The sequence below is a fragment of the Sphingobium lignivorans genome (assembly GCF_014203955.1).
In the GTDB taxonomy this organism is placed as follows: domain Bacteria; phylum Pseudomonadota; class Alphaproteobacteria; order Sphingomonadales; family Sphingomonadaceae; genus Sphingobium; species Sphingobium lignivorans.
Genome location: NZ_JACHKA010000001.1, coordinates 1,766,075 through 1,789,698, shown reverse-complemented (window position 1 = coordinate 1,789,698; position 23,624 = coordinate 1,766,075). Strand labels below are relative to the sequence as shown.

Below are 23,624 nucleotides of genomic sequence, written 5' to 3'. Positions count from 1 at the left end.
TCAACTCCGGGACATGCGGCGCAGCCGCGCCTCTATGCGGTTCTCGGCGAGGATCGCGCGCATGCGCAGCAGCACGATCGCCGCGAACCAGGCCGTGAAGCCGAGCACTGTCAGGCCCAGCGGCCAGAGCATCGAACCTGCAATGCTGCTGCCGGACAGAGTGATGCTCCGCCCCTGATGCAGGCTGTTCCACCAGACCACCGAATAATGGATGATCGGCAGGTTGAGCGCGCCGACCAGCGCATAGATGGCCGTGACCCGGCTCACCCCGCCCGCATCGCCGCGATCCGCGCTGGATCGGGCCAGAGCGATATAGCCGATATAGAGAAAGAGCAGCAGGAGCATGGAGGTCATGCGTCCGTCCCATTCCCACCATGTTCCCCAGGTCGGCCGGCCCCAGATCGATCCGGTGGCAAGGCACAGCGCCGTCGCCACGGCCCCCGGCACGGCGATGGCCCGTCCGGCGACCCCGGCGAGCGGGTGCCGCCAGACCAGCTGCATGATCGCCGCGATGGTCATGCCGCTCCAGCCGCCCATGCCCAGCCAGGCGGTGGGCACATGGATATAGATGATGCGGAAGCTCTCGCCCTGCAGATAGTCCGCCGGAGCCTGGAACAGGCCGGCCCAGCATCCGGCGAGGATCAACGCGATCCCGCCCCAGAAGCACCAGGGCGTCAGGGGCATCGCGATGGCCAGGAATCGGCGTGGGTTGGCGAAGGCGTGCATCCGGCCCCTTTAGAATGGTCGGTGCGGGCTGGCCAGAGCGTCCGCGCCGGTTTCGGTTCAAACGAGATCCGTGGTCAGCGGCCGGGCCACCAGCTCCCGGAAACGCTGCTTCCCGCGCCGTAAATGGCCCGGCTCGACGCGTATCCGCACGGATCGGCTGCATTATTTTATTACAATGGGGCGACAAAGGGCTCCATGCTCCCTATATGGCCGTTCGAAGAGAGTCGCGCCGCCGCGGCCTCTCCCGTTGGCAACGAGTACCCCCATGCTGACCACCCATCCGTTCGACGACGACAAGCTGCGCGAGGAGTGCGGCATCTTCGGTGTTCATGGCGCTGAAGGCGCTTCCGCCATGGTCGCGCTGGGGCTTCACGCCCTCCAGCACCGCGGGCAGGAAGCCGCCGGCATCACAAGCTGGGACGGCTTCGAGTTCCACACGCACCGGGCCATGGGCCATGTCGCCGGCAATTTCGACAATGACGAGATCATCCGCAAGTTGGCCGGGGGTGTTGCCTGCGGCCATGTGCGATATTCCACCACTGGCGAGACGGCCCTGCGCAATGTGCAGCCGCTCTATGCCGAGCTGGCGTCGGGCGGCTTTGCCATTGCCCACAATGGCAACATCTCCAATGCGATGAACCTGCGCAAGCGGCTGGTGCGCGAAGGCGCCATCTTCCAGTCGACCAGCGACACGGAAGTCATCATCCACCTTCTCGCCAAGTCGCGCTACCGCACGCTGCTCGATCGCTTCATCGATGCCCTGAAGCAGGTCGAAGGCGCCTATTCGCTCATCTGCCTCACCCGCGAGGGGCTGATCGCCTGCCGCGATCCGCTGGGCATCCGTCCGCTGGTCATGGGCCGGCTGGGCGAGGCAATCATCTTTGCGTCCGAGACCGTGGCGTTCGATGTGGTCGGCGCCGAGTTCATTCGCCAGGTCGAGCCGGGCGAACTGATCGTGGTGGCGCAGGGCGGCGAAATCCGCTCGCACCGACCCTTCGGGGATTCGCTGCGACCGCGCCCCTGCATCTTCGAGCATGTCTATTTCTCGCGTCCCGATTCCATCATGGACGGCAACAGCGTCTATTCGGTCCGCAAGGGCATCGGCGCGCAGCTCGCCATCGAGAGCCCGGTGAATGCGGATCTCGTCATTCCCGTGCCGGACAGCGGCGTGCCCGCCGCGATCGGCTATGCCCAGCAATCGGGCATCCCGTTCGAACTGGGCATCATCCGCTCGCATTATATCGGCCGCACCTTCATCCAGCCGGGCGACAAGGTCCGGCATCTGGGCGTCAAGCTAAAGCATAATGCGAACAGGGCCTTGATCGACGGCAAACGGATCGTGTTGATCGACGATTCCATCGTCCGCGGCACGACGAGCCTCAAGATCGTGCAGATGATGCGCGAGGCCGGCGCGAAGGAAGTGCATATGCGCATCGCCAGTCCGCCGACGCGGCATAGCTGCTTCTACGGCGTCGACACGCCCGAGCGCGGCAAGCTGCTGGCGCACAAGATGGACGTGGCGCAGATGTGCGCCTTCATTCATGCCGAGAGCCTTGCTTTCGTCTCCATCGAGGGCCTTTACCGCGCCATCGGCGAGAGCAATCGCAACAGCGAGAGCCCGCAATATTGCGATGCCTGCTTCACGGGCGATTATCCCACGACCCTGACCGATTTCGACGATCAGGCCGAGGTGGACCAACTCGAACTGCTCCACGAGCGCGTGGTCTGAACCGGAGCGAATCTTCATGACAGAACAGACCGATACCCGCCCCCTCGCCGGGCGGATCGCCCTTGTGACCGGCGCGAGCCGGGGCATCGGGGCTGCCACGGCCCTCGCGCTGGCGCATGATGGCGCTCATGTCGTGCTGGTCGCCCGCACCGGGCAGGACCTCGAAGCCGTGGAAGAGCGCATCCATGCCGAGGGCGGCAGCGCGACCATCGCGCCGCTGGACCTCACCGACGGCGAGAGCATCGGTCGGCTGGCGCAGGCCGTGAGCGGCCGCTGGCCGGCACTCGATATCCTCGTGCTCAATGCCGCCACGCTCGGCACGCTCGCGGCGGTGCCCGCGATCGACGCCAAGGAATTCGCACGGCAGCTCACCCTGAACGTCGCCGTGCCCCAAGCACTCATCGCCGCGTTCGATCCGATGCTGCGGGCAAGCAGCGACGCGCGTGTCATCGGGCTGTCGACCGGTGTGGCCGCTGCCGCGCCCCGGGCTTACTGGGGCGCTTATGGCGCATCTAAGGCCGCGCTGGACGTGCTCATCGCGGCTTACGGACAGGAAGTGCGCAATGTGAGCGCCATCCGCACCCATATCGTCGACCCGGGCCCAACCCGCACGGTCATGCGCGCCCGCGCCTATCCGGGCGAGGATCCGGCCACGCTCAAGACGCCGGATGTCGTGGGCCGGGCGATTGCCGATCTGGTCGCGAGCGACACGCCCGACGGCGCGCGGGTCACGCTGCCTCGATAAAACGCTTCAAGGTCGCCGATCCTGGCCGCAGTGATCGAACGACAGCGCGGCATCTCCCTGAAAGGCAATGCCGCGCCGACGCTGCGATCAGTCGGTCAAGTCGCTCCAGACTTCCTTGATCTTGCTGAAGAAACTGCTCGATTGCGGACATTCCTCGCCCGTCTCGGTCGCGCGGAATTCCTCCAGCAGCTCCTTCTGGCGGGCAGAGAGTCGCGTCGGCGTCTCGACTTCGATCTGCATGACGAGATCGCCGCGACCGCGCCCGTTGAGCACGGGCATGCCCGCGCCGCGCTGGCGCAGCTGCTTGCCGGACTGGATGCCGGCCGGGATCCTGACTTCATGCTCGACGCCATCGAGCCCTGGCACGGTGATCGCGCCGCCCAGCGCGGCCATGGTGAAGCTGATCGGCACGCGGCAGAACAGGTTCGTGCCCTCCCGCTCGAAGATCGGGTGCCGCTTCACATGCAGGAAGATGTAGAGGTCGCCCGCCGGTGCGCCGCGCGGTCCTGCCTCGCCTTGCCCTGAAAGGCGGATGCGCGTGCCTTCGTCCACGCCGGCCGGCACCTTGACGTCGAGCGAGCGCGCCTTGTCCACGCGTCCTTCGCCACGGCAGGTGCGGCAGGGTGACTTGATGCGCTGGCCCGCGCCGTGGCAGCTCGGGCAGGTCCGCTCGATGACGAAGAAGCCCTGCTGCGCGCGCACCTTGCCGTGGCCGGCGCAGGTCGGGCAGGTTTCGGCGCTCGTGCCGGGTTCCGCGCCACTGCCGTCGCACGCATCGCACTGCGCCGACACGTCGATGTTGATCGTCGTCTCGCGGCCGTGGAAAGCGTCTTCGAGGCTGATCTCCAGGTCATAGCGCAGATCCGCACCGCGCCGTGTCTGCTGACGCCCGCCGCCGCCGAAACCGCCGCCGAAGATCGTGTCGAAAATATCACTGAAATCGGAGAAGCCCGCGCCGCCGCCAAATCCGCCGGCGCCGCCGCCCCCGCCGCCCATATGCTGGCGATAGGCCTCATGGCCGACGCGATCATAGGCCGCGCGCTTCTGGTCGTCCTTCAGGCAATCATAAGCTTCGTTGATCGCCTTGAACTTGGCTTCGCTGTCCTGGCACCCGGGGTTACGGTCCGGGTGATATTTCATCGCCATCTTGCGATAGGCGGCCTTGAGCGTGCCCGCGTCCGCCGTCCGCTCGACCTCGAGCAGTTCGTAATAATCGATTTCGCTACTCATGCCCCGAAGCGACCCCAAGTCAGGAACCGGCCGGCATCATATGCGCCGGCCGGTTCCATGTTTCGTTCTTATGCCTTGTTGTCTTCGTCGACTTCGGAGAACTCCGCGTCGACGACATCGTCGCCGTCGCTCTGCGCGGGGCCTTCGGCGCCCGGGGAAGCGGCCGCGGCCTGCTCCTTCTCGTAGATCGCCTGGCCGAGCTTCATCGAGACCTGCGCAAGCTCCTGCGTCTTGGTCTTCATGGCCTCGACGTCACCGCTCTCGACCGCGCTCTTCGCGGCCGCGACGGCTGCCTCGATCTCGCCCTTGAGCGCCGCGTCGACCTTGTCGCCATGTTCGGCGATCTGGCGTTCGGTGGTGTGGATCAGGCTCTCGGCATTGTTCTTCGCCTCGGCCGCCTCACGACGCTTCTTGTCTTCCTCGGCGAACTTCTCGGCATCCCGGACCATCTGGTCGATATCCGTGTCGGACAGGCCGCCCGACGCCTGGATCTTGATCTGCTGCTCCTTGCCGGTGCCCTTGTCCTTCGCCGACACGTTGACGATGCCGTTCGCGTCGATGTCGAAGGTGACTTCGATCTGCGGCACGCCACGCGGCGCCGGGGGAATGCCGACCAGATCGAACTGGCCGAGCAGCTTGTTGTCCGCCGCCATTTCGCGCTCGCCCTGGAAGACGCGGATGGTCACCGCCTGCTGATTGTCGTCAGCGGTCGAGTAGACCTGGCTCTTCTTCGCGGGGATCGTGGTGTTGCGATCGATCATCCGGGTGAACACGCCGCCCAGCGTCTCGATGCCGAGGCTCAGCGGGGTCACGTCGAGCAGCAGCACGTCCTTGACGTCGCCCTGCAGCACGCCCGCCTGAATGGCGGCGCCCATGGCCACGACTTCATCGGGGTTCACGCCCGTGTGCGGCTCCTTGCCGAAGAATTCCTTCACGGCCTCGCGCACCTTGGGCATGCGGGTCATGCCGCCCACCAGCACCACTTCGCTGATCTCGCTCGCGCTCACGCCGGCATCGGCCAGCGCCTTCTTGCAGGGCTCCATCGTGCGCTTGATGAGGTCGGCCACCAGACGCTCCAGATCGGCGCGCGTGATGGTCTTCACCAGATGCTTGGGACCGTTCTGGTCCGCCGTGATGAAGGGCAGGTTCACTTCGGTGGTCTGCGCGCTGGAAAGCTCGATCTTGGCCTTCTCGGCCGCTTCCTTCAGGCGCTGCAGTGCGAGCTTGTCCTTGGTGAGGTCGATGCCCTCGTCCTTCTGGAAGCCCTCGGCCAGATATTCGACCAGCTTGGAGTCGAAGTCCTCGCCGCCCAGGAACGTGTCGCCATTGGTGGACTTCACTTCGAACACGCCGTCGCCGATCTCGAGGATCGAGATGTCGAACGTGCCGCCGCCAAGGTCGTAGACGGCGATCGTCTTGCCGTCGCTCTTCTCAAGGCCATAGGCCAGCGCGGCCGCGGTCGGCTCGTTGATGATGCGCAGCACTTCAAGGCCCGCGATCTGGCCGGCGTCCTTGGTCGCCTGGCGCTGGGCGTCGTTGAAATAGGCCGGCACGGTGATGACCGCCTGCGTGACCGTCTCGCCCAGATAGGCCTCGGCGGTTTCCTTCATCTTCTGGAGGATGAACGCGCTGATCTGCGACGGGCTGTACTCCTTGCCGCCCGCAGCGACCCATGCGTCGCCATTCGGCCCCTTCGCGATCGAATAGGGGACCAGCTCCATGTCCTTCTTGGTCATGGGATCGTCGAACCGGCGGCCGATGAGGCGCTTCACGGCATAGATCGTGTTGTCCGGATTGGTCACGGCCTGCCGCTTGGCCGGCTGGCCGATGAGTCGCTCGCCATCCTTGGCGAAGGCGACGATGGAAGGCGTGGTCCGCGCGCCTTCCGCATTTTCGATCACTTTCGGCTTTCCACCATCCATCACGGCGACGCAGCTGTTCGTCGTGCCCAGATCGATCCCGATAACCTTACCCATATCAGCCCTCTTCAACCCCAAATGTGTTCAGCGGTCTACACGTCCCGTGCCGCGCATGGCGCCGACCCGGGAACCGTGTTTCGCTGGCGGATATAGGGCGGCTTTCGCTTGGCACAAGGCATGGCGCAGCATAGATGAAGCACAGCGTTACGGGTCGGGACAGCAGGAGAGAGAGAATGCGCGCGGGCTTCTTGGCGATGGCGGCAATGGCGATGCCTCTGGCACTGGCCGGCTGCGAGGCACCGCCCGCGGTCTATGTGGATGGCGGTTATGTCCGGCTGAACCCCAATCCGCAGGCTCCATCGGCGGCCTATTTCAAGATCCACGCCGGCAACGAGCCGATCGTCCTGCGCGGCGTGATGACCGAGCAGGCGGTCCGGCTCGAGATCCACGAAAGCGTGACTCAGGATGGCATGGCCTCCATGCGCCGGATCGAGAATATGGAAATCCCTGCCCGCTCCACCGTCAGCCTGGCGCCGGGCGGCAAGCATATCATGCTCTGGTCCATCAATCCCACGGCGCTGGAGGCGGGCAAGATGAGCTTCACCTTCATTTTCTCCAACGGCGACCGGGTGATTGCCGACGCTGTGATCCAGAAAGCGGGAGACGATGCGGAAAGCGATCATTCGAGCCACTAGGACTTAGCCTCATAAGCGCGGAAGCACGGCGCACTGAGGCCTGTTGGGCCATGGCAAGGAAGGTCTCCGCGAGTTCGTCCTAGCGCGTGGCGATATCACTCATGTGCGAACTAAATCAGTGTTTGGCGCCATACGGAAGCAGGTCATATGGCCTGCTGCCGGTTTGGTGGACACCGAGATAGGGTGTTTTCACCTATCGGAGGCCCACAATGCAACGAAGGAAGTTCAGCCGCGAGTTCAAGCTTGAGGCGGTAAGGTTGGTCCGTGAGCGCGGTGTGGCAGTTGCGCAGGCGGCCCGCGATCTGGATGTGCACGAGAACCTGCTGCGCAAATGGGTAAAGGAGTTGGCCGCTGATCCTGGCCATGCCTTCCCGGGCAGGGTCAGATGAAGCCGGAGCAGTTGGAGATCGACCGTCTGCGCCGGGAAGTGGCCAAGCTGAAGGCAGAGCGCGACATTCTAAAAAAAGCCGCCGCCTACTTCGCGAAGGACTCGATATGAGGTTCGCCTTCATCGCGAAGCACCGAGGGATCTGGCCGGTGGCATGGATGTGCGGGGCGCTCGGTGTCTCGCGGAGCGGCTTCCATGCCTGGCTCACCCGGGCGCCGTCACAGCGTGCCCGCGACGACGAGGTGATCGGCTCGAGGGTCAGGGCCAGCCATGTTGGCAGCTATCGCACCTATGGCGCCCGGCGTGTCTGGCACGACCTGCTCGCCGAAGGCATCTCCTGCGGTCTGCATCGGGTCGAACGGCTCATGCGAGCGCAAGGGCTGCGGGCCAGGCCACGCCGCCGTGGACTGCCCAAGGATCAGGGCGAACGCTCGGTCATCGCCGGCAACGTTCTGGGTCGCCAGTTCACGGCCGACAGGCCCAACCAGAAGTGGGTGGCAGATTTTACCTACGTCTGGACTGCCGAAGGATGGCTCTACGTGGCCGCCGTCATCGACCTGTTCTCGCGCAGGGTGGTGGGCTGGTCGATGAGCGACACGATGACCGCCCAGCTCGTTACCGATGCGCTCATCATGGCGATCTGGCGACGCGGAAAGCCCGATGCCCTGCTGCATCACTCGGACCAGGGTAGCCAATATACCAGCGAGCAGTTCCAGCGGCTCATGGCCGACAACGGCGTCACCTGTTCGATGAGCAGGTCCGGCAACGTCTGGGATAACGCCGCGATGGAAAGCTTCTTCTCCTCGCTCAAGACCGAGCGGATCGGGAAAAAGGTCTACCGCACGAGGGCGCAGGCGAAGGCGGACGTGTTCGATTACATCGAGTGCTTCTACAATCCGACCCGGCGTCACTCGACCCTGGGTTACCTCAGCCCTATCGACTTCGAGCGAGAAGCTGGGGTAGCCTAAATGAGCCTATCTCGGTGTCCACCAAACCGGCAGCAGGCCAATATCCCAAATTCGGGCCATTGTTCCCAGTTCCACCCTTCGCTGCAGAGCGAATATGGTCCTTTGCACATCGGAGCGGCATCCATTATCGCGCGGACGGCCGCTACACGGCTGCAGGCAGCAGAAGGGGCGACATCAAGAACGACCTGCGGCTGCGGTTTCATGGCGCTCATCTGCATCATGTAGCGCCGGAGCGTGTCATCCGAGATAATCGTCTTATTCCAAAGTATCGAGCCGTCCGAAGTTAGGTAGACCGGCTGCACCATCATGAGATGACCGACGCCATCCTTTTCCCGTCCCCAATGTGGAAGCGGGATTGGACAATCTGCAGCATAGGTCTGTGGCGCGCGGCTGCACCCCGTCACCAGGCCCACAAGTAAGACAGTAAGTGCGGTCCGGTATCTGTTCACCTTGTCATGCTGGCGTATCCCACCATAGGTGGCAATAGCGCGCCTGTTTATTTGACCCTCCCCCGCCCCTCTACCTCCCTCCATTTCCCCCTGTCCTACACCCCCTCTGCCATGGCAGCCCTGCCGGACGCCTGCTTCCGTCGAGAGCGACAGGTGCAGGCACGGCTGTTTCTCATTGGAGGACCTTCATTGTCCGGTCAGGCCGCAAAGGCTTGCCGGGACGGGCTCTGGCGTCCGCCTGATTTGCGGCGCCGCGAAGTTCACGGAAGCGGAAGATGACACGGACGTATCGTCATCTTTGTAATCTTCCAGACTGCAGCGCCATGTTGGACGGGCATCACGGCGCCGTCATACAGCCCTCGCGCCTCTCGTGGCTCCTCCCCGTCCGCCTGGGCCATCGGTCTCGCCACGGCTGCCCGAACCAGCCTGTCCAGCCCTGCCGCCCTCATCGGCCTCGGCGCAGACGAAACCCCGACCATGGGCGCTGGGCCCGCCAGCTAACGGTCACGTTCAGGCCCCGGACCGCCAGCGGCGCATGCGGCCATCGCGCAGCACTTCGCGGGCGCAGTTGTGGCCGGGCGCGCCGGTGACGCCGCCACCGGGATGCGTGCCTGCTCCGCACATGTAGAGACCGCGCACCGGCCCGCGATAATTGCCATGGCCCAGCACAGGGCGCGCGGCCCAGAGCTGGTCCAGCGACATGACGCCATGCATGATATCACCGCCGACGAGCCCGAGCCTGCGCTCCAGCCCCAGCGGGGACAACGCATCATGGCCGAGGACCGATGCGCGGAAGCCGGGCGCGAAGGCCTCGATCACCCCGAAGATGGCATCGATCGCGCCCTGCTCCTCGGCGGGATCGTCCCATCGGCGCCCGTCCGGCAGCACCGGCGCGAACTGCTGGCAGAAAAGGCTCGCGACATGAGCGCCGGGCGGGGCGAGACTATCGTCCACCGTCGAAGGGATGAGCATCTCCACGATCGGCCGGCGCGCCCAGCCATGTGCCCGCGCGTCCGCAAAGGCCCGGTCCATGTAATCGAGCGTGGGCGCCAGGATGATGCCGCTGCGATGATGCTCGCCTTCCTCCGGCAAGGCGGCGAAGCGCGGCAGGGCAGACAGCGCGACATTCATCCGGAACGTGCCCGAGGCGGTCCTGAAGCACTTCATCCGTCGCGCGAAATCGAGCGGCAGGTCGCCCGGGTCCATCAGCCGGTTATAGAGCAGGGCCGGCCCGGCATTGCTGATGACGCGCCTCGCCGGGATCTCCGCGCCGCCCTCCAGCCGCACGCCGGCGATCCGTTCGCCGCCCCTTCCGTCGCTCTCGACCAGCACGCGCTCGACGGGGCTTTCAACGCTGATCTCCACCCCCGCCTCGCGGCAAGCCTCTGCCATGAGCTGGGTGATCCGCCCCATCCCGCCGATCACATGGCCCCAGGCGCCCTTCTGGCCATTCACCTCGCCGAACACATGATGCAGCAGGACATAGGCGCTGCCCGGCGTATCGGGCGAGGCATAGTTGCCGACGACGGAGTCGAAGCCGAATGCGGCTTTCACCGCGTCGCTGTCGAACCATTCGTCGAGGATGTCGCGCGCCGACCGGGTGAACAGCGCCAGCAGGTCCCGCTGCCGGGCCAGTCCCAGGCCGGACAGCCGACGCCCCTGCACCGCAGCGTCCACCAGCGCGCGCCATCCGCCGCCGACATTGGGCGGCGGCCGCAGCGCCATGTCCCGCATGACCTGCGCGACGCCTTCCAGCATCGCCTGATAGCCGGGCAGAGCCGCGGCATCCCTGGCCGAGAATTTGCCGAACTCGGCTTGGGTGCGTGCGAGGCCGCCGCCCACTTTGAGATAGCGGCCATCCTCCTGAGGCAGGAAATTGGAGATCGGCCGCTCCACCACGCGATAGCCGCGCGCCACCAGCCCCATGTCGGCGATCACCCTGGGCTGGAGCAGGCCCACCGTGTAGCTGGCCACGGAATTGCGGAAACCGGGATGGAATTCCTCCGTCACCGCCGCACCGCCGACCACGCCACGCCGTTCCACGATCCGCACGGAAAGGCCGGCGCGTGCCAGATAATAAGCGCAGACGAGTCCGTTGTGCCCGGCGCCGATGATGACGGCATCGTAACGCCGGCTCATGTCCCGCCCCCCGGGCTCATCCCTCGCATCGTCGCGCTCGCCTCGCTGTCTCGCTCCGGCCGCGACGCGGGCACGGCCCGACCGTCATTTCGTCAGCGCGGTCAGCAGGTCGTGCCAGTAAACGAGCGCGCTCTCCATGCCGTCCACGGGCACCCGCTCGTTGAGGCCATGCGCGAAACTGTCGCTGGTGCGCATGGCGAGGCTGCCGACGCCGTAGCTCGGGATACCCAGCGCCCGGAAGTGCAGGCTGTCCGTCGCCCCCGCCGACATCACCGGGACGACCGGAACGCCCGGGAAGCGGCGGCCTGCCGCCGCCGTCAGCGCCTTCATGACGTCGGGCCGCAACGGGGACGCATCCGATGCCGTGGCGTCGTCGCTCACCGTCACCTCCATCGCAGGCTCGGCCAGCACATCGACGAGGGTCTTGTGGACCGTCTCAATCGCCACGCCGGGGAACACACGGCAATTCACATTGGCCCTGGCTGTCTGCGGCAGGGCATTGGGCGCATGGCCGCCCTCAATCATGGTGGCGATGCAGGTTGTGCGGATCTGCCCGATCAGTTCGGGCCGCGCCGACAGCAGGTCAGCCGCCGCCGTATCGCTCGGGTCCGCAAGAAAGGCCTCGATCGCAGCCCTGGTCTCCGGCGCCTCGACAGGCACCCGCGCCGCCAGAACGGCCCGCGTCAGTTCGTTCTGCATCGCAGGGAAGCGGAACGCGTCCAGCCGGGCCAGCGCGCGCGCCATCCGGTAGATCGGGTTGGTGGCGGTCGGTGCGCTCGAGTGGCCGCCCGGATCGGTCATGGTGACGGAAAAGTCGACATAGCTTTTCTCGCCCGCCTGCAGGAAGACCATGCCGGGCCGCCGGTCCTCTTCGATCAGCGTGCCGCCGGCATCCCCGTTCAGCACCAGCCCCGCATGGCGATAGGCCTGGGCAGCCGCACGCGTCGTCGCCATCTGCGTTTCCTCGTCGCCGGTGAGCACCAGCACGATGTCCTGCGCGGGGCGGAACTTTTCCTGCTTCAGCCGCGCCATGGTGGCCACCATCATCGCGACGTCATATTTATTGTCCTCGGCGCCCCGGCCGAAGATATAGCCATTCTCTTCCACGGGCACGAAGGGATCGCGCTCCCAGTCCGCAGCCTTCGCCTCGACCACGTCCATATGTCCGAGCAGGATCGTCGGCTTGTCGCTGCGCTTGCCCCGCAAGGTCGCCGTAAAATAGCCGGTTTCGCCCATCGGCACGAACGCAAGGTCACCCGCCGCAAAGCCTGCGGACCTGAGCACACCCGCATAATATTCGGCGAGTTCAGGCACCTTGCCTCGCCCCTCCACGGTCGGCACGGCGACCGAGCGCATGAGGATTTCCTTCACCGCCGGCACGCCCTGTGCCTGCGCCATCGAGGCACTGCTGAGCGTGAACGCGAGGGCAAGGAGCATTCGACGCATGGAAACCTCATGGACCGGAAGGAATGTGCAGGCGGTGATGGCACGACGCCGCGTCAGGCGCAACGACGCGGGAAGCCGTGCAGACAGGTGCGACGGACTGCTTCAGTCGATCGGGTTCTCGTCCGGCTCCCGCCAACGTCGGGCGTTCATCTCGATCTCACCGGCGAGCAGCATGCCATCCGCGACCGAAAACCCGCTCTGCTGGTCGATCACGCTGCCGGCGGGAAACCGCTCCACGAAACGCTGGAACCGCTCAAGGGCCTGTCGCACGTCGTCGGGCATGAGTTCTCCTGTCCTGCCGCTGAGGTTCGCGAGAGCGATAGCGGAGATTTCAGGCGTAAGCACGCGTTCAGGCTGGAAGGGCGGCGATCCGCCGTCGCTCATCGCACCACTGTTCCAACCGGATATGCTTCAGGAAGAAAAGTGGTGGGCGCGGTAGGGATTGAACCTACGACCCCACCCGTGTGAAGGGTGTGCTCTACCACTGAGCTACGCGCCCGGCGCTTGACCGCGGGAGCGAGCGCTTTGGCGAGAGACGTTCGCCATGTCAAGCGGGTCCTCGGCTCTGCATGCGCAGTGTCTGGCATGCCCCCCATTGGCAGCGCCTCGATGCCTGCACTGGCAAAATGTCCGCCCCCACTGCTAGAGGAATGCCAAAATTGTCCGCAAGGAGCCTCTCCCGCATGTCAAACATCTATGCCACTTCGACCAACCCCCTGTGGGCATGGTGGCGCGAGCGGGCAATCACGACGGTCGAGCATGACGCGATTGTGCAGCGGATCGCCGGGGAAGCCGGCTGGTCATCCCGCTATGCTTTCATGGTGGTCATCGCGGCGGGTATATCCATCCTCGGGCTGCTCCTGCCCTCCAGCGCGGTCCTGATCGGCGCCATGCTGATCTCGCCACTGATGATGCCGATCATCGGGCTGGGCTTTTCCCTCGCAACCTTCGATTTCTATGAGATGCGGCGGGCCGGTCTGGCTCTGGCCGCTGGCTCCCTTATCGCCATCCTCCTGTCCGCCATATTCGTCTCGCTATCACCGCTGCAGACCGTGACCAACGAGATCGCGATTCGCACTCAACCCAATCTGTTCGATTTGCTGGTTGCGGTCCTCTCATCCCTTGCGGGCAGCTACGCACTGATCCGGGGACGGGGGGAAACGGTGGTTGGCGTGGCCATCGCCATCGCCCTCATGCCACCGCTCGCGGTGGTCGGCTTCGGCCTGGCGATGAAGAACTGGACCATCGCCGGCGGTGCGTTTCTTCTCTTCATGACCAACTTCGTCGCCATTGCCCTCACCGCCGCCTTCATGGCCCGGCTCTATGGCTTCGGATCGCATCTTTCGCCCGCGCACACCCGACTGCAGAGCATCCTCGTGATCGTCGGCATGACCGCGCTCGCCGTGCCGCTGGCGCTCACGCTCCGGCAGATCGCCTGGGAAACGCTTGCCCAGCGCCAGATCCGCGATGCGATCCAGCGCCAGTTTCCCAGCACCGCGCGGATCAGCGACCTTGAGACCGATTTCCGCTCCCATCCCATGAAGGTCGTCGCGACCGTGTTCACCGCCGAGTACACGACCGACGCCGACAAGAAGGTCCGCGAAAGTCTCGACGAGCGGCTGCGCCGGGATCTCGACGTCAACATCGATCAGGTGCGGGTGGGCACCGGAAATGCCGAGACCGCCCAGGTCGCGGCCGCCCAGGCGCGGGATCGGGCGCAGGCACTCAATCGCAGCGCCAGCCTCGCCGCCGACCGGCTGGCACTCGTCGCCGGGGTCACGCGCGAGGATGTGACAGTCGATCAAGGGAATCGCCGGGCGACGGCGGTTGCTAAGCCGATGGCCGGCGCGGGGCTCGATCTCTATCGGGAGCTGGAGCGGCGCGCCACGATCGACATCCCCGACTGGACGCTGGCGCTTATCCCGCCGCCCGCTCCGCTCCCGGCCATCAGCTTCTCGGGCGACGAGCCGGATGAAGCCGGCACGCGCAACCTCGATCTCGCAGGCTGGGCCGGGCGCAGGCAGGCGCTCACCATCGTCGTCGCGGGCCGCAACGGCCGGGCCGAAGCGGTGCGCGATGCGCTGGTCCTGCGTCAGGTGCCCGCCGACCGGCTGGTCATCGAAAGCGCGGCGAACACAGACGTCCGGCTGTCCTGGCGCCTGCCTGAGTAGAAGATTCGCGAAGAGCGTTCCTCTCTCCCCGCGTCGCGTCTCAGTGTTTGTGCTGGGTCATCCGGTCGACATAGGCGATGCCGATCGCCGAGACGATGAACATGCCATGGATGATCGTCTGCCACATCACGCCCTCCGGCGTGACCCGTGCATTGGCGGTTCCGATGGCATTGGCCTCGATGAACGTCCGCAGCAGGTGGATCGACGAAATGCCGATGATCGCCATCGCCAGCTTCACCTTGAGGATGCCGGCATTGACATGGCTGAGCCATTCCGGCTGGTCGCGATGGCCCTGCAGGCCGAGCCGCGAGACGAAGGTTTCGTAACCGCCCACGATCACCATGATGAGCAGGTTGGAGATCATCACCACGTCGATCAGCCCGAGCACGACCAGCATGATCTGCTGCTCGGTGAACTCGAAGGCGTGGAGGATCAGGTGCCACAATTCCTTCAGGAACAGGAACACATAGACGCACTGCGCCACGATCAGCCCGAGGTAGAGCGGGAGCTGGAGCCAGCGGGAACTGAAGATCAGGAACGGCAGGGGGCGCAGAGGCGCATTGGGATCGGCGGGCGGCATGGCCGGGGCCCATAAGGTGCGGGCGCGCGCCTGTCATCCCCTTCGAAGCGTCTCTCTCGATTTCGCTGGCCCCGATATCCCCGGGTCGCCGGGCACGGCAATCAAACGCGGATACCCGGCCGCTTGCGCTGGAGCGATCACTCACCCATATCGCCGACCATGACCGCTTCCGACCACCGCGCCATGCCGGTCTGGCATGGCACCACCATCCTCTCCGTCCGCTCTTCCGGCAAGGTCGTCGTCATCGGCGACGGCCAGGTCTCGATGGGCCAGACAGTGATGAAGCCCAACGCCCGCAAGGTGCGCCGCCTGCATGACGGCAGCGTCATCGGCGGGTTCGCGGGCGCCACCGCCGATGCCTTCACGCTCTTCGAGCGGCTGGAAAGCAAGCTGGAGCGCCATGGCGGCCAGCTCATGCGCTCGGCCGTGGAGCTGGCCAAGGACTGGCGGACCGACCGCTACCTGCGCAATCTCGAGGCAATGATGATCGTCGCGGACAAGGAGACGACGCTGATCCTCACCGGCAATGGCGACGTGCTCGAGCCCGTCGAAGGCATCGCCGCCATCGGATCGGGCGGAAACTACGCGCTCGCCGCTGCCCGCGCGCTCAAGGAATATGAGCCGGATGCCGAGACGCTGGCGCGCAAGGCCATGGGCATCGCCGCCGACATCTGCGTTTACACCAATGGCAGCCTGACCATCGAGACGCTGGACAGCACCACCTGACCCCTCCCTCCTTCCCCCGTGCGCGGGCTTTCGGGCCGGGCGACGCCGCCTTCGCGATCCCCGCCCCGCCCCCCGCACCCGTCGGATGACGACAGACAAGAGACAGACATGAACGACAATCTCACGCCCAAAGCCATCGTCGCGGCGCTCGATTCCCACATCATCGGTCAGGCCGACGCCAAGCGCGCCGTGGCCGTCGCCCTGCGCAACCGCTGGCGCCGGCAGAAGCTGCCCCCCGAACTGCGCGACGAGGTCACGCCCAAGAACATCCTGATGATCGGCCCCACCGGCTGCGGCAAGACCGAGATCAGCCGGCGGCTCGCCAAGCTGGCGGATGCGCCGTTCATCAAGGTCGAAGCCACCAAGTTCACCGAGGTCGGCTATGTCGGCCGCGACGTCGAGCAGATCGTGCGCGATCTCGTCGAGGAAGCTGTCCGCCTGGAGCGCGAGCGCCGCCGGGAGGCCGTGCGCGACGCCGCGTCCGAAGCGGCGATGGCCCGCCTGCTCGATGCCCTCACCGGCAAGGAAGCAAGCGAGGCCACGCGCCTCTCCTTCCGCCAGCGCATCGAGAGCAACCAGATGAACGACGTGGAAGTCGAGGTCGAGGTCGCCGACAGCCCCTCCATGCCGATGGAAATCCCCGGCATGGGCGGCAATGTCGGCATGATCAATCTCTCGGACATGATGTCCAAGGCGCTGGGCCAGCAGCAGCGCAAGCGCCGCAAGATGCGCGTGGCCGATGCCTGGGACAAGCTGGTCGAGGAGGAGCAGGACAAGCGCCTCGACCAGGATGACGTCGCTCGCGTCGCCATCGCCTCGGCCGAGCAGAACGGCATCGTGTTCCTCGACGAGATCGACAAGATCGCGGTCAGCGACGTACGCGGCGGATCGGTGAGCCGCGAGGGCGTGCAGCGGGACCTGCTGCCGCTCATCGAGGGTACGACGGTCGCCACCAAATATGGCCCGCTCAAGACGGACCATATCCTGTTCATCGCGTCCGGCGCTTTCCACGTCGCCAAGCCGAGCGATCTCCTGCCGGAATTGCAGGGCCGCCTCCCCATCCGTGTCGAGCTGAAGGGCCTGACCGAAGAGGATTTCATCGCGATCCTCTCCGACACCAAGGCCTCGCTGCCCGAGCAATATGCCGCGTTGCTGGCGACGGAGGGCGTCACGGTCGACCTTGCGCCGGACGGTATCCGGGCCATCGCACGGATCGCCGCCAGCGTGAACGAGCAGGTCGAGAATATCGGCGCCCGCCGCCTGCAGACGGTGATGGAAAAGCTGTTCGAGGATGTCAGCTTCGAGGCGGACAGCCGCGCAGGGGAGAACATCCGCATCGATGCCGATTATGTCGAGCGCCAGCTTTCCGGCATCGCGAAGGACACTGACCTCTCCAAATATATCCTGTAACGAGGCGCCTCCTCGGGCTCATGGCTGGCCGGGCGGCGCTCGTTCGCGGTCCGGCCATCAAGGGCAAGGACAGCGGCGGCTCATCCATTCCCGGGCTTGCCGCCCCGGCCTTGCCGATCCATTCCTTGCATCGGCGGGCAAGACCGGTCAGTTGCTCGTCGGTAGGAAATGGTCGCCCATGCCACCAAGGGAGATGCAGTCATGAGCTACGAAACGATCATTGTGGAACGACACGACGCTGTCACGCTGGTCACGCTCAATCGCCCGCAGGCCCTCAATGCCCTGAACAGCCAGGTTCTCGCCGACCTGATCGACGTCATGGCGGCTTATGATGCCGATCCCGGGCAGCGCTGCCTGGTCGTCACGGGCAGCGAGAAGGCCTTCGCAGCCGGCGCGGACATCAAGGAGATGGCCGACAAGTCCGGCCCGGACATGTATTCTGCGGAACTCTATGCGGAGTGGAGCACGCGCGTTTGCGCGACGCGCAAGCCCTGGATCGCCGCCGTCGCCGGCTTCGCGCTCGGCGGCGGATGCGAGCTTGCAATGATGGCGGACTTCATCATTGCCGCCGACACCGCGAAATTCGGCCAGCCGGAAATCACGCTCGGCGTCGCGCCGGGCATGGGCGGCTCGCAGCGCCTCACGCGCGCGCTGGGCAAGGCCAAGGCGATGGAAATGTGCCTGACTGGCCGCCGCATGGACGCGGCTGAAGCCGAGCGCGCCGGTCTCGTGGCCCGCGTGGTGCCGGCGGCCGATCTGCTGGGCGAGGCGCTGTCGACGGCGAAGGCCATCGCCGCCATGCCGCCGCTCGCGGCGATCGCGAACAAGGAACTGGTCAATGTCGCCTTCGAAACCTCGCTTTCGCAAGGGCTTGTGAACGAGCGGCGCCTGTTCCAGTTGCTCGCCTCGACGCAGGACAAGGCCGAGGGCATGTCCGCCTTCATCGAGAAACGGCCGCCGACCTGGACGGGGCGCTGACTCCCTTTCCGCAATTTGCTTTGGCGACGCAACGTATGGCGCCTTTCCCGGCTCGCGCGACCGCAAGGACCGCAAACGGGAGGCAGCCTGACAGAAAATGTCGCTCAAGCGAAAAAGGGCTTTCCGAATCCGCGCGAATCGATTAGCGTTCACGCATGAACGAGAGGGCTCAGCCTGCTCGCTTTACGAACAGATTGCGGAAGGGTCTCATTCACCCGCCGTGCGGTAGCTTTGCTCCGCTCCTGGCTGATCCGCACCATGCCAAATAGCAAAGCCGATCGTCAACGCGACGAAGCGCAGTTCCGGATTCTCCGCCTTATCGAGAAGCGGCCGGATGCTTCGCAACGCGAGATCGCCGAGGAACTGGGTGTCAGCCTCGGCGCGGTCAATTACTGCGTTCGCGCCCTGCTCGACAAAGGCCATGTCAAGCTCGCCAACTTCAAGGCGTCGAAGAATAAGCTCGGTTACGTCTACGTGCTGACTCCCGAGGGGATCGCGCATCGCGCGAACCTCGCGGTCCGCTTCATCGAGCGCAAGATGACCGAATATGAAGCGATCAAGGCCGAGCTTGAGCAATTGCAAGGCGAGTTCGGCGAACCCCCGTCCTCCGGGGACTGAACTTTCCGCCTGCCAGACCGCCCCCGTGGGGCGGACGATCCCTCCGGCAGCCCGCTGCCCGGCTCTCCTGCCCGGGAGCGCCCCACGACATGTTTCTCCAGCACCGGCTCCGTGCCCGGTCCGATGAACGCTGCGCCGCGCGGCGTGGCGGACCGGTGCCGGGAAGCCATCGAATTTCACGACAAGGGTAAGACATGAAAATTGCGATGATCGGAACGGGATATGTCGGTCTCGTTTCCGGGGTATGTTTCTCCGATTTCGGCCACGACGTCGTCTGCGTGGACCGGGTTCCTGAAAAGATCGCCATGCTGGAGAATGGGGAAGTCCCCATCTACGAGCCTGGCCTCGATGCCGTCATGGCCCGCAATGTCGCCGCCGGGCGGCTGCGCTTCACCACGGCTCTCGATGAGGCGGTGGACGGCGCCGATGCCGTCTTCATCGCGGTGGGCACCCCCACCCGGCGCGGCGATGGCCATGCCGACCTCACTTATGTGATGGCTGCGGCGCAGGACATCGCGCGTGCCCTGACCGGCTATGCCGTGGTGGTCACCAAGTCCACCGTTCCCGTCGGGACGAACCGCAAGGTCGAGGCAGCGATCCGCGCCGCGAACCCGCAAGCCGCGTTCGACGTGGCATCCAATCCGGAGTTCCTTCGCGAGGGCGCCGCCATCGAGGACTTCATGAAGCCCGATCGGGTGGTCGTCGGCGTGGAGAGCGAGCGGGCCCAGGCGATCATGGGCGACATCTACCGACCCCTTTATCTGCGCGATTTCCCGATCGTCTATACCGACCTCGAATCCGCCGAGATGATCAAATATGCCGCCAATGCCTTTCTGGCCGCGAAGATCAGTTTCATCAACGAGATCGCCGCGCTCTGCGAGCGGGTCGGCGCGGACGTGAAAGCCGTGTCCCGGGGCATGGGCCTGGACGGCCGGATCGGCAACAAGTTCCTCCATGCCGGGCCGGGCTATGGCGGCTCCTGCTTCCCCAAGGACACCTCGGCGCTCGCTCGTATCGGTCAGGAACATGGCGTCCCGCAGCGGATCACCGAGACGGTGATCGCGGTGAATGACCTGACCAAGCGGCGGATGATCGACAAGGTGCTCGACCTGTGCGGCGGTTCGGTGAACGGCAAGACGGTGGCGGTGCTGGGCGTAACCTTCAAGCCGGGAACGGACGACATGCGCGACGCGCCGTCGCTCACCATCGTGCCGGCCCTCGTCGGCGCGGGCGCATCGGTGCGCATCGTCGACCCGCACGGCCGCAAGGAAGGAGCGGCCATGCTCCCGGGCGTGGCCTGGTTCGATGATCCCTATGCCGCCGCGGCGGGGGCGGATTGCCTCCTGATCCTCACCGAATGGAACGAGTTCCGCGCCCTGGATCTCAAGCGGCTGGCGGACACGATGGCCACCCCGCTGATGGCCGACCTTCGCAATATCTATGAGCCGGGAGACGCGATCGCGGCCGGCTTCCGCGCCTACGAAGGCATCGGCCGCTGAACGCCTGCTGACCGGCCGTCATTGTCACGACCGTCGCGCTCGCCCCCCGGCGACCGCGCCGTCCCACGCACGCAATCATCCTCCGCACCAAAGAGCAGGCCATGTCCCAGAAACGCCTTTACGATTCCCGCAAGCGCATCCTCGTGACCGGCGGCGCCGGTTTCCTCGGCTCGCATCTTATCGACCGGCTGCTGGAACGGGGCGACGAGGTGCTGTGCGTCGACAATCTGTTCACCGGCACCAAGCGGAACATCGAGCATCTCCATGCCAATCCCCGCTTCGAGTTCCTGCGGCACGACGTCACTTTCCCGCTCTATGTGGAAGTGGACGAGATCTACAATCTCGCCTGCCCCGCCGCGCCCATCCATTACCAGCATGACCCCGTGCAGACGACGAAGACGTCCGTCCATGGCGCCATCAACATGCTGGGGCTGGCCAAGCGCCTCGGCTGCCGGATCTTCCAGGCCTCGACCTCGGAAGTCTATGGCGACCCCACCGTCCATCCCCAGCGCGAAGATTACTGGGGCAATGTGAATTCGGTCGGCATCCGCTCCTGCTATGACGAAGGCAAGCGCTGCGCGGAGACGCTGTTCTTCGATTATCATCGCCAGCTCGGACTCGACATCAAGGTCGCGCGCATCTTCAACACTTATGGCCCGCGCATGCACCCCAATGACGGGCGGGTGGTCTCGAACTTCATCGTGCAGGCCCTGCGCGGGCAGGACATCACCATCTACGGTGACGGCACCCAGACCCGCTCCTTCTGCTATGTGGACGATCTGGTCGAAGGCTTCCTGCGGCTCATGGACAGTCCCGAGGGTTTCACCGGCCCGGTCAATCTCGGCAATCCGGGCGAGTTCACCATGATCGAGCTTGCCGAGAAAGTGATCGCCCTCACCAATTCCCGCTCCACCCTTTCCTTCCATCCCCTGCCCCAGGACGACCCGACCCAGCGCTGCCCGGACATCGGCCTCGCCCGACGGGCCCTGCAGTGGGAACCGGGCGTCCCACTGGACGAAGGACTGGCGCGCACAGTGGCCTATTTCGCCGGGATCATGGAGGTGCAGAATGCCTGAGAACGCCTCCGGCCACACCGCAAATGACCGTTGAGACGCTCGTCCGCACGATCCGCCGCAATCTGCTCATACTGCTCGGAGGCACTGGCTCCGCCACGCTGATCACTTTCGCAACCGTCTGGCTGAATGCACGGGCTCTCGGCGCGGAAGGCCTTGGGGTTCTCACCCTCATTCAGGCTTATGTCGCATTCCTGGGCGGATTTGTTTCCTTCGGCACTCAGCAGTCCTGCATCAGGCTATGTACGCAGGCGATGTCCGATGGCATGCCGGAGCGGCTGAACATCGTGACCGGAATCGCGATCGCGCTGGATCTTCTGGCTGGTGCGGCCGGAGGCATCATCGCGCTGATCGCCCTGCCGTGGTTCGTGTCGCTCAATCCGGCGCTCAAGCCTTATCTGCCCTACCTGCTAGCCTATACGCTCACCGTGTTTCTCTCGGGAATATCCGCCATGAACGGCGTGTTTCGGCTGTTCGATGCGTTCGGGAAGGTCAGTCTCTTGCAGGTGATCGGCGCCGCGCTGAACCTGATCGCCTCGGGCCTTCTCTTCATGAACGATGCGCCGCTGGAACATTATCTGGTCGCCTTCGCTGCCAATCTGGCCCTGACCAACCTCCTCCATTTTTTCCTGGGCTTTCGCCTCCTGCGGAGAAACGGTGTCCTGCCCTCTTTCAGGCTCGAGGACCTGCAGCGCAGCCCCATGATGGCGGAGTTCATCAGCTACAGTTGGACCACCTGGGGCACCTCGACCATCAACAGCCTGCGCACGCGCATGGACGTTTTCGTCCTCGGCTATTTCTGGAGCACGGCCGTAGTCGGGGTTTACGGCGTGCTCCGTCAGGTCGTGGGGCCGATGAGCAAGGTGATCGCCGCGATCTCCAGCGCGACCTTCACCGAGACCTCTCGCCTGGCCGCAACCGGAGACCTGGCACGCGCCCGCGCATTGCTGACCCGGCTGGCCCTGATGGGTCTCGTGCCAGGCAGCGTCATCATTCTGGGGACCTGGCTGCTCGGCAGCTTTTTCCTGGGGCTGGCCTTCGGTCCGGAATTCGCCGCTGGCGGGCCAGCGCTCCTGGTCCTGGTCATCGGCTCGACCATCATGCTCTCGGCTGCCACATTTGGCGGCTTCGTCCAGGCCTTCATTTCTCCGACGCGGCTGCTGGGTATCTACCTATGGGCGATCGGCGCCTTCCTGCTGACCCTGATCGTCGCCGTGCCGTCCCTCGGCATGGTCGGGGCCGCGATGGCGCAAGCGATTTCTGCCGTAATCATCTGGGGCGCCAGCTGGCTGGTGCTCAGGGCCTGCTTCCGATCAGCGGCCTGAAGGACCACCGGTCTGAAAGGGAATGGATATGACGAACGCACATTATTCCGGCGAAGGTGGGGATCACTTTCTCGCACAGCGCGGCGAAGCGGCGACCGACAGGGTGCAGATGCAACGCGCCACCCTGTTCGGCGATGTCGCCCGCCCCGATGCGCGCACGGTCGATTTCGGCTGCGGCACGGGCGGAATATTGGAACGCCTGCCGGCCTCCTACCGCGCCGGTGTGGAAATTGGCGAATCTGCCGCGGAAGTTGCCCGATCACGGGGAATTGACGTGGTTTCCTCACTGGATGAACTGGCGCCCGGCAGCTTCGATCTGGCCATCAGTTTCCATGCCATCGAGCATGTGGATTATCCGTTGGACGTGCTTGTGGCCATTGCCCGGGTGGTGAAGCCGAACGGGCTCATTCGGCTTGTGGTTCCCTGCGAGATGCCGACCGCGAGGATGCACCGGTCGTGGCGCGAGAATGACTACCAGCATCTTCATACGTGGACTCCGCTGAATTTCGGCAATCTGGCAAAGCGCGCCGGCTACCGGGATATCCAGGTTCGGTTGGTCCCCATGCCGACGGGATCGAGGCTGGTGAAAGCCCTGAGTCCTGTGCCGCCCCTCCAGCGGCTTGCGCATCGCGCCATGAGCGTGCGCCGCAACAACTTCAATGTCGTGCTGGACGCCAGCCCGCCAATGCCCGGAACTGTAGCGCCGGAAGGGCACCACTGACATGCGCCCGGAAGAAGCAGACCGTGTCCGCGCTCTGATCGAAGCGCTCCCGAATGTCGGCGAACGGACGATACTAAACATCGGATCGT

19 protein-coding genes, 1 tRNA gene and 1 pseudogene are annotated in these 23,624 nt (G+C 65.1%); 13 read left to right on the top strand and 8 right to left on the bottom strand.

Annotated elements, in window-relative coordinates; all coding sequences use genetic code 11:
- Window positions 1-726 carry a heme ABC transporter permease CcmC gene (ccmC, locus tag HNP60_RS08090; protein ID WP_184152327.1) on the bottom strand — a complete coding sequence of 242 codons (726 nt, stop codon included), beginning with the start codon at window positions 724-726 and terminating at the stop codon, window positions 1-3.
- 265 nt (window positions 727-991) lie between these two features.
- Here ccmC and purF point away from each other — a divergent pair, with 265 nt between their 5' ends.
- Both purF and HNP60_RS08080 read left to right on the top strand, forming a co-directional pair.
- Window positions 992-2,455, top strand: a complete 1,464-nt coding sequence (gene purF / locus HNP60_RS08085) for an amidophosphoribosyltransferase (RefSeq protein WP_184049408.1) — start codon at window positions 992-994, stop codon at window positions 2,453-2,455.
- A 16-nt stretch (window positions 2,456-2,471) separates the two neighbouring features.
- Window positions 2,472-3,200 (top strand): SDR family NAD(P)-dependent oxidoreductase, encoded by a 729-nt coding sequence (locus tag HNP60_RS08080; RefSeq protein ID WP_184152324.1) that lies wholly within the window; start codon window positions 2,472-2,474, stop codon window positions 3,198-3,200.
- 87 nt (window positions 3,201-3,287) lie between these two features.
- On the opposite strand, the gene dnaJ is transcribed toward HNP60_RS08080, so the two are convergent.
- Both dnaJ and dnaK read right to left on the bottom strand, forming a co-directional pair.
- A complete protein-coding gene (gene dnaJ / locus HNP60_RS08075; RefSeq protein ID WP_184049412.1) occupies window positions 3,288-4,430 on the bottom strand; it encodes a molecular chaperone DnaJ in 1,143 nt (380 codons plus the stop codon).
- Between the two features lie 68 nt (window positions 4,431-4,498).
- The gene (gene dnaK / locus HNP60_RS08070) at window positions 4,499-6,406 is read right to left on the bottom strand and encodes a molecular chaperone DnaK (protein ID WP_184152321.1); all 1,908 of its coding nucleotides are present in this window, start codon (window positions 6,404-6,406) and stop codon (window positions 4,499-4,501) included.
- Between the two features lie 176 nt (window positions 6,407-6,582).
- Between dnaK and HNP60_RS08065 the strand changes: the two genes are divergently transcribed.
- Together HNP60_RS08065 and HNP60_RS08060 are read left to right on the top strand one after the other, a co-directional pair.
- The gene (locus HNP60_RS08065; protein WP_184152318.1) at window positions 6,583-7,044 is read left to right on the top strand and encodes a copper chaperone PCu(A)C; all 462 of its coding nucleotides are present in this window, start codon (window positions 6,583-6,585) and stop codon (window positions 7,042-7,044) included.
- A gap of 209 nt (window positions 7,045-7,253) precedes the next feature.
- Window positions 7,254-8,400, top strand: a pseudogene (locus HNP60_RS08060) (IS3 family transposase).
- Window positions 8,401-9,359: 959 nt separating this feature from the next.
- Here the strand turns inward: HNP60_RS08060 and HNP60_RS08055 are convergent.
- The 4 genes from HNP60_RS08055 to HNP60_RS08040 form a co-directional block, all read right to left on the bottom strand.
- Window positions 9,360-10,988: a phytoene desaturase family protein gene (locus tag HNP60_RS08055; RefSeq protein ID WP_184152313.1), complete on the bottom strand. Its 1,629-nt coding sequence runs from the start codon at window positions 10,986-10,988 to the stop codon at window positions 9,360-9,362.
- An 84-nt stretch (window positions 10,989-11,072) separates the two neighbouring features.
- A complete protein-coding gene (locus tag HNP60_RS08050; RefSeq protein WP_184152310.1) occupies window positions 11,073-12,434 on the bottom strand; it encodes a M20/M25/M40 family metallo-hydrolase in 1,362 nt (453 codons plus the stop codon).
- A gap of 102 nt (window positions 12,435-12,536) precedes the next feature.
- Window positions 12,537-12,818 (bottom strand): hypothetical protein, encoded by a 282-nt coding sequence (locus tag HNP60_RS19940; RefSeq protein ID WP_260394785.1) that lies wholly within the window; start codon window positions 12,816-12,818, stop codon window positions 12,537-12,539.
- A 40-nt stretch (window positions 12,819-12,858) separates the two neighbouring features.
- Window positions 12,859-12,933, bottom strand: a tRNA-Val gene (locus HNP60_RS08040).
- A gap of 184 nt (window positions 12,934-13,117) precedes the next feature.
- Between HNP60_RS08040 and HNP60_RS08035 the strand changes: the two genes are divergently transcribed.
- Window positions 13,118-14,605 carry a DUF389 domain-containing protein gene (locus tag HNP60_RS08035; protein WP_184152307.1) on the top strand — a complete coding sequence of 496 codons (1,488 nt, stop codon included), beginning with the start codon at window positions 13,118-13,120 and terminating at the stop codon, window positions 14,603-14,605.
- Window positions 14,606-14,645: 40 nt separating this feature from the next.
- On the opposite strand, the gene HNP60_RS08030 is transcribed toward HNP60_RS08035, so the two are convergent.
- Window positions 14,646-15,185, bottom strand: a complete 540-nt coding sequence (locus HNP60_RS08030) for a TIGR00645 family protein (RefSeq protein ID WP_014075927.1) — start codon at window positions 15,183-15,185, stop codon at window positions 14,646-14,648.
- A 183-nt stretch (window positions 15,186-15,368) separates the two neighbouring features.
- Here HNP60_RS08030 and hslV point away from each other — a divergent pair, with 183 nt between their 5' ends.
- The 8 genes from hslV to HNP60_RS07990 all read left to right on the top strand — a co-directional run bounded on the left by hslV (window position 15,369) and on the right by HNP60_RS07990 (window position 23,535).
- Window positions 15,369-15,911, top strand: a complete 543-nt coding sequence (gene hslV / locus HNP60_RS08025) for an ATP-dependent protease subunit HslV (RefSeq protein WP_148276706.1) — start codon at window positions 15,369-15,371, stop codon at window positions 15,909-15,911.
- Window positions 15,912-16,019: 108 nt separating this feature from the next.
- Window positions 16,020-17,321, top strand: coding sequence for an ATP-dependent protease ATPase subunit HslU (gene hslU, locus HNP60_RS08020; protein WP_184152304.1), 1,302 nt, complete (start codon window positions 16,020-16,022; stop codon window positions 17,319-17,321).
- A 201-nt stretch (window positions 17,322-17,522) separates the two neighbouring features.
- Complete coding sequence (locus tag HNP60_RS08015) at window positions 17,523-18,299, top strand: enoyl-CoA hydratase-related protein (protein ID WP_184152301.1); 777 nt, start codon at window positions 17,523-17,525, stop codon at window positions 18,297-18,299.
- Window positions 18,300-18,557: 258 nt separating this feature from the next.
- On the top strand, window positions 18,558-18,917 hold the full coding sequence (locus HNP60_RS08010) for a MarR family EPS-associated transcriptional regulator (protein ID WP_014075923.1): 360 nt from the start codon (window positions 18,558-18,560) through the stop codon (window positions 18,915-18,917).
- A 194-nt stretch (window positions 18,918-19,111) separates the two neighbouring features.
- Window positions 19,112-20,416: a UDP-glucose dehydrogenase family protein gene (locus HNP60_RS08005; protein WP_184152298.1), complete on the top strand. Its 1,305-nt coding sequence runs from the start codon at window positions 19,112-19,114 to the stop codon at window positions 20,414-20,416.
- Between the two features lie 101 nt (window positions 20,417-20,517).
- Window positions 20,518-21,492: a UDP-glucuronic acid decarboxylase family protein gene (locus tag HNP60_RS08000; protein WP_184152295.1), complete on the top strand. Its 975-nt coding sequence runs from the start codon at window positions 20,518-20,520 to the stop codon at window positions 21,490-21,492.
- Between the two features lie 23 nt (window positions 21,493-21,515).
- Window positions 21,516-22,814 (top strand): oligosaccharide flippase family protein, encoded by a 1,299-nt coding sequence (locus HNP60_RS07995; protein ID WP_184152292.1) that lies wholly within the window; start codon window positions 21,516-21,518, stop codon window positions 22,812-22,814.
- 28 nt (window positions 22,815-22,842) lie between these two features.
- Entirely contained in the window at window positions 22,843-23,535 is a 693-nt protein-coding gene (locus tag HNP60_RS07990; protein ID WP_184152289.1) for a class I SAM-dependent methyltransferase, read from the top strand.
- Window positions 23,536-23,624: the final 89 nt, after the last annotated feature.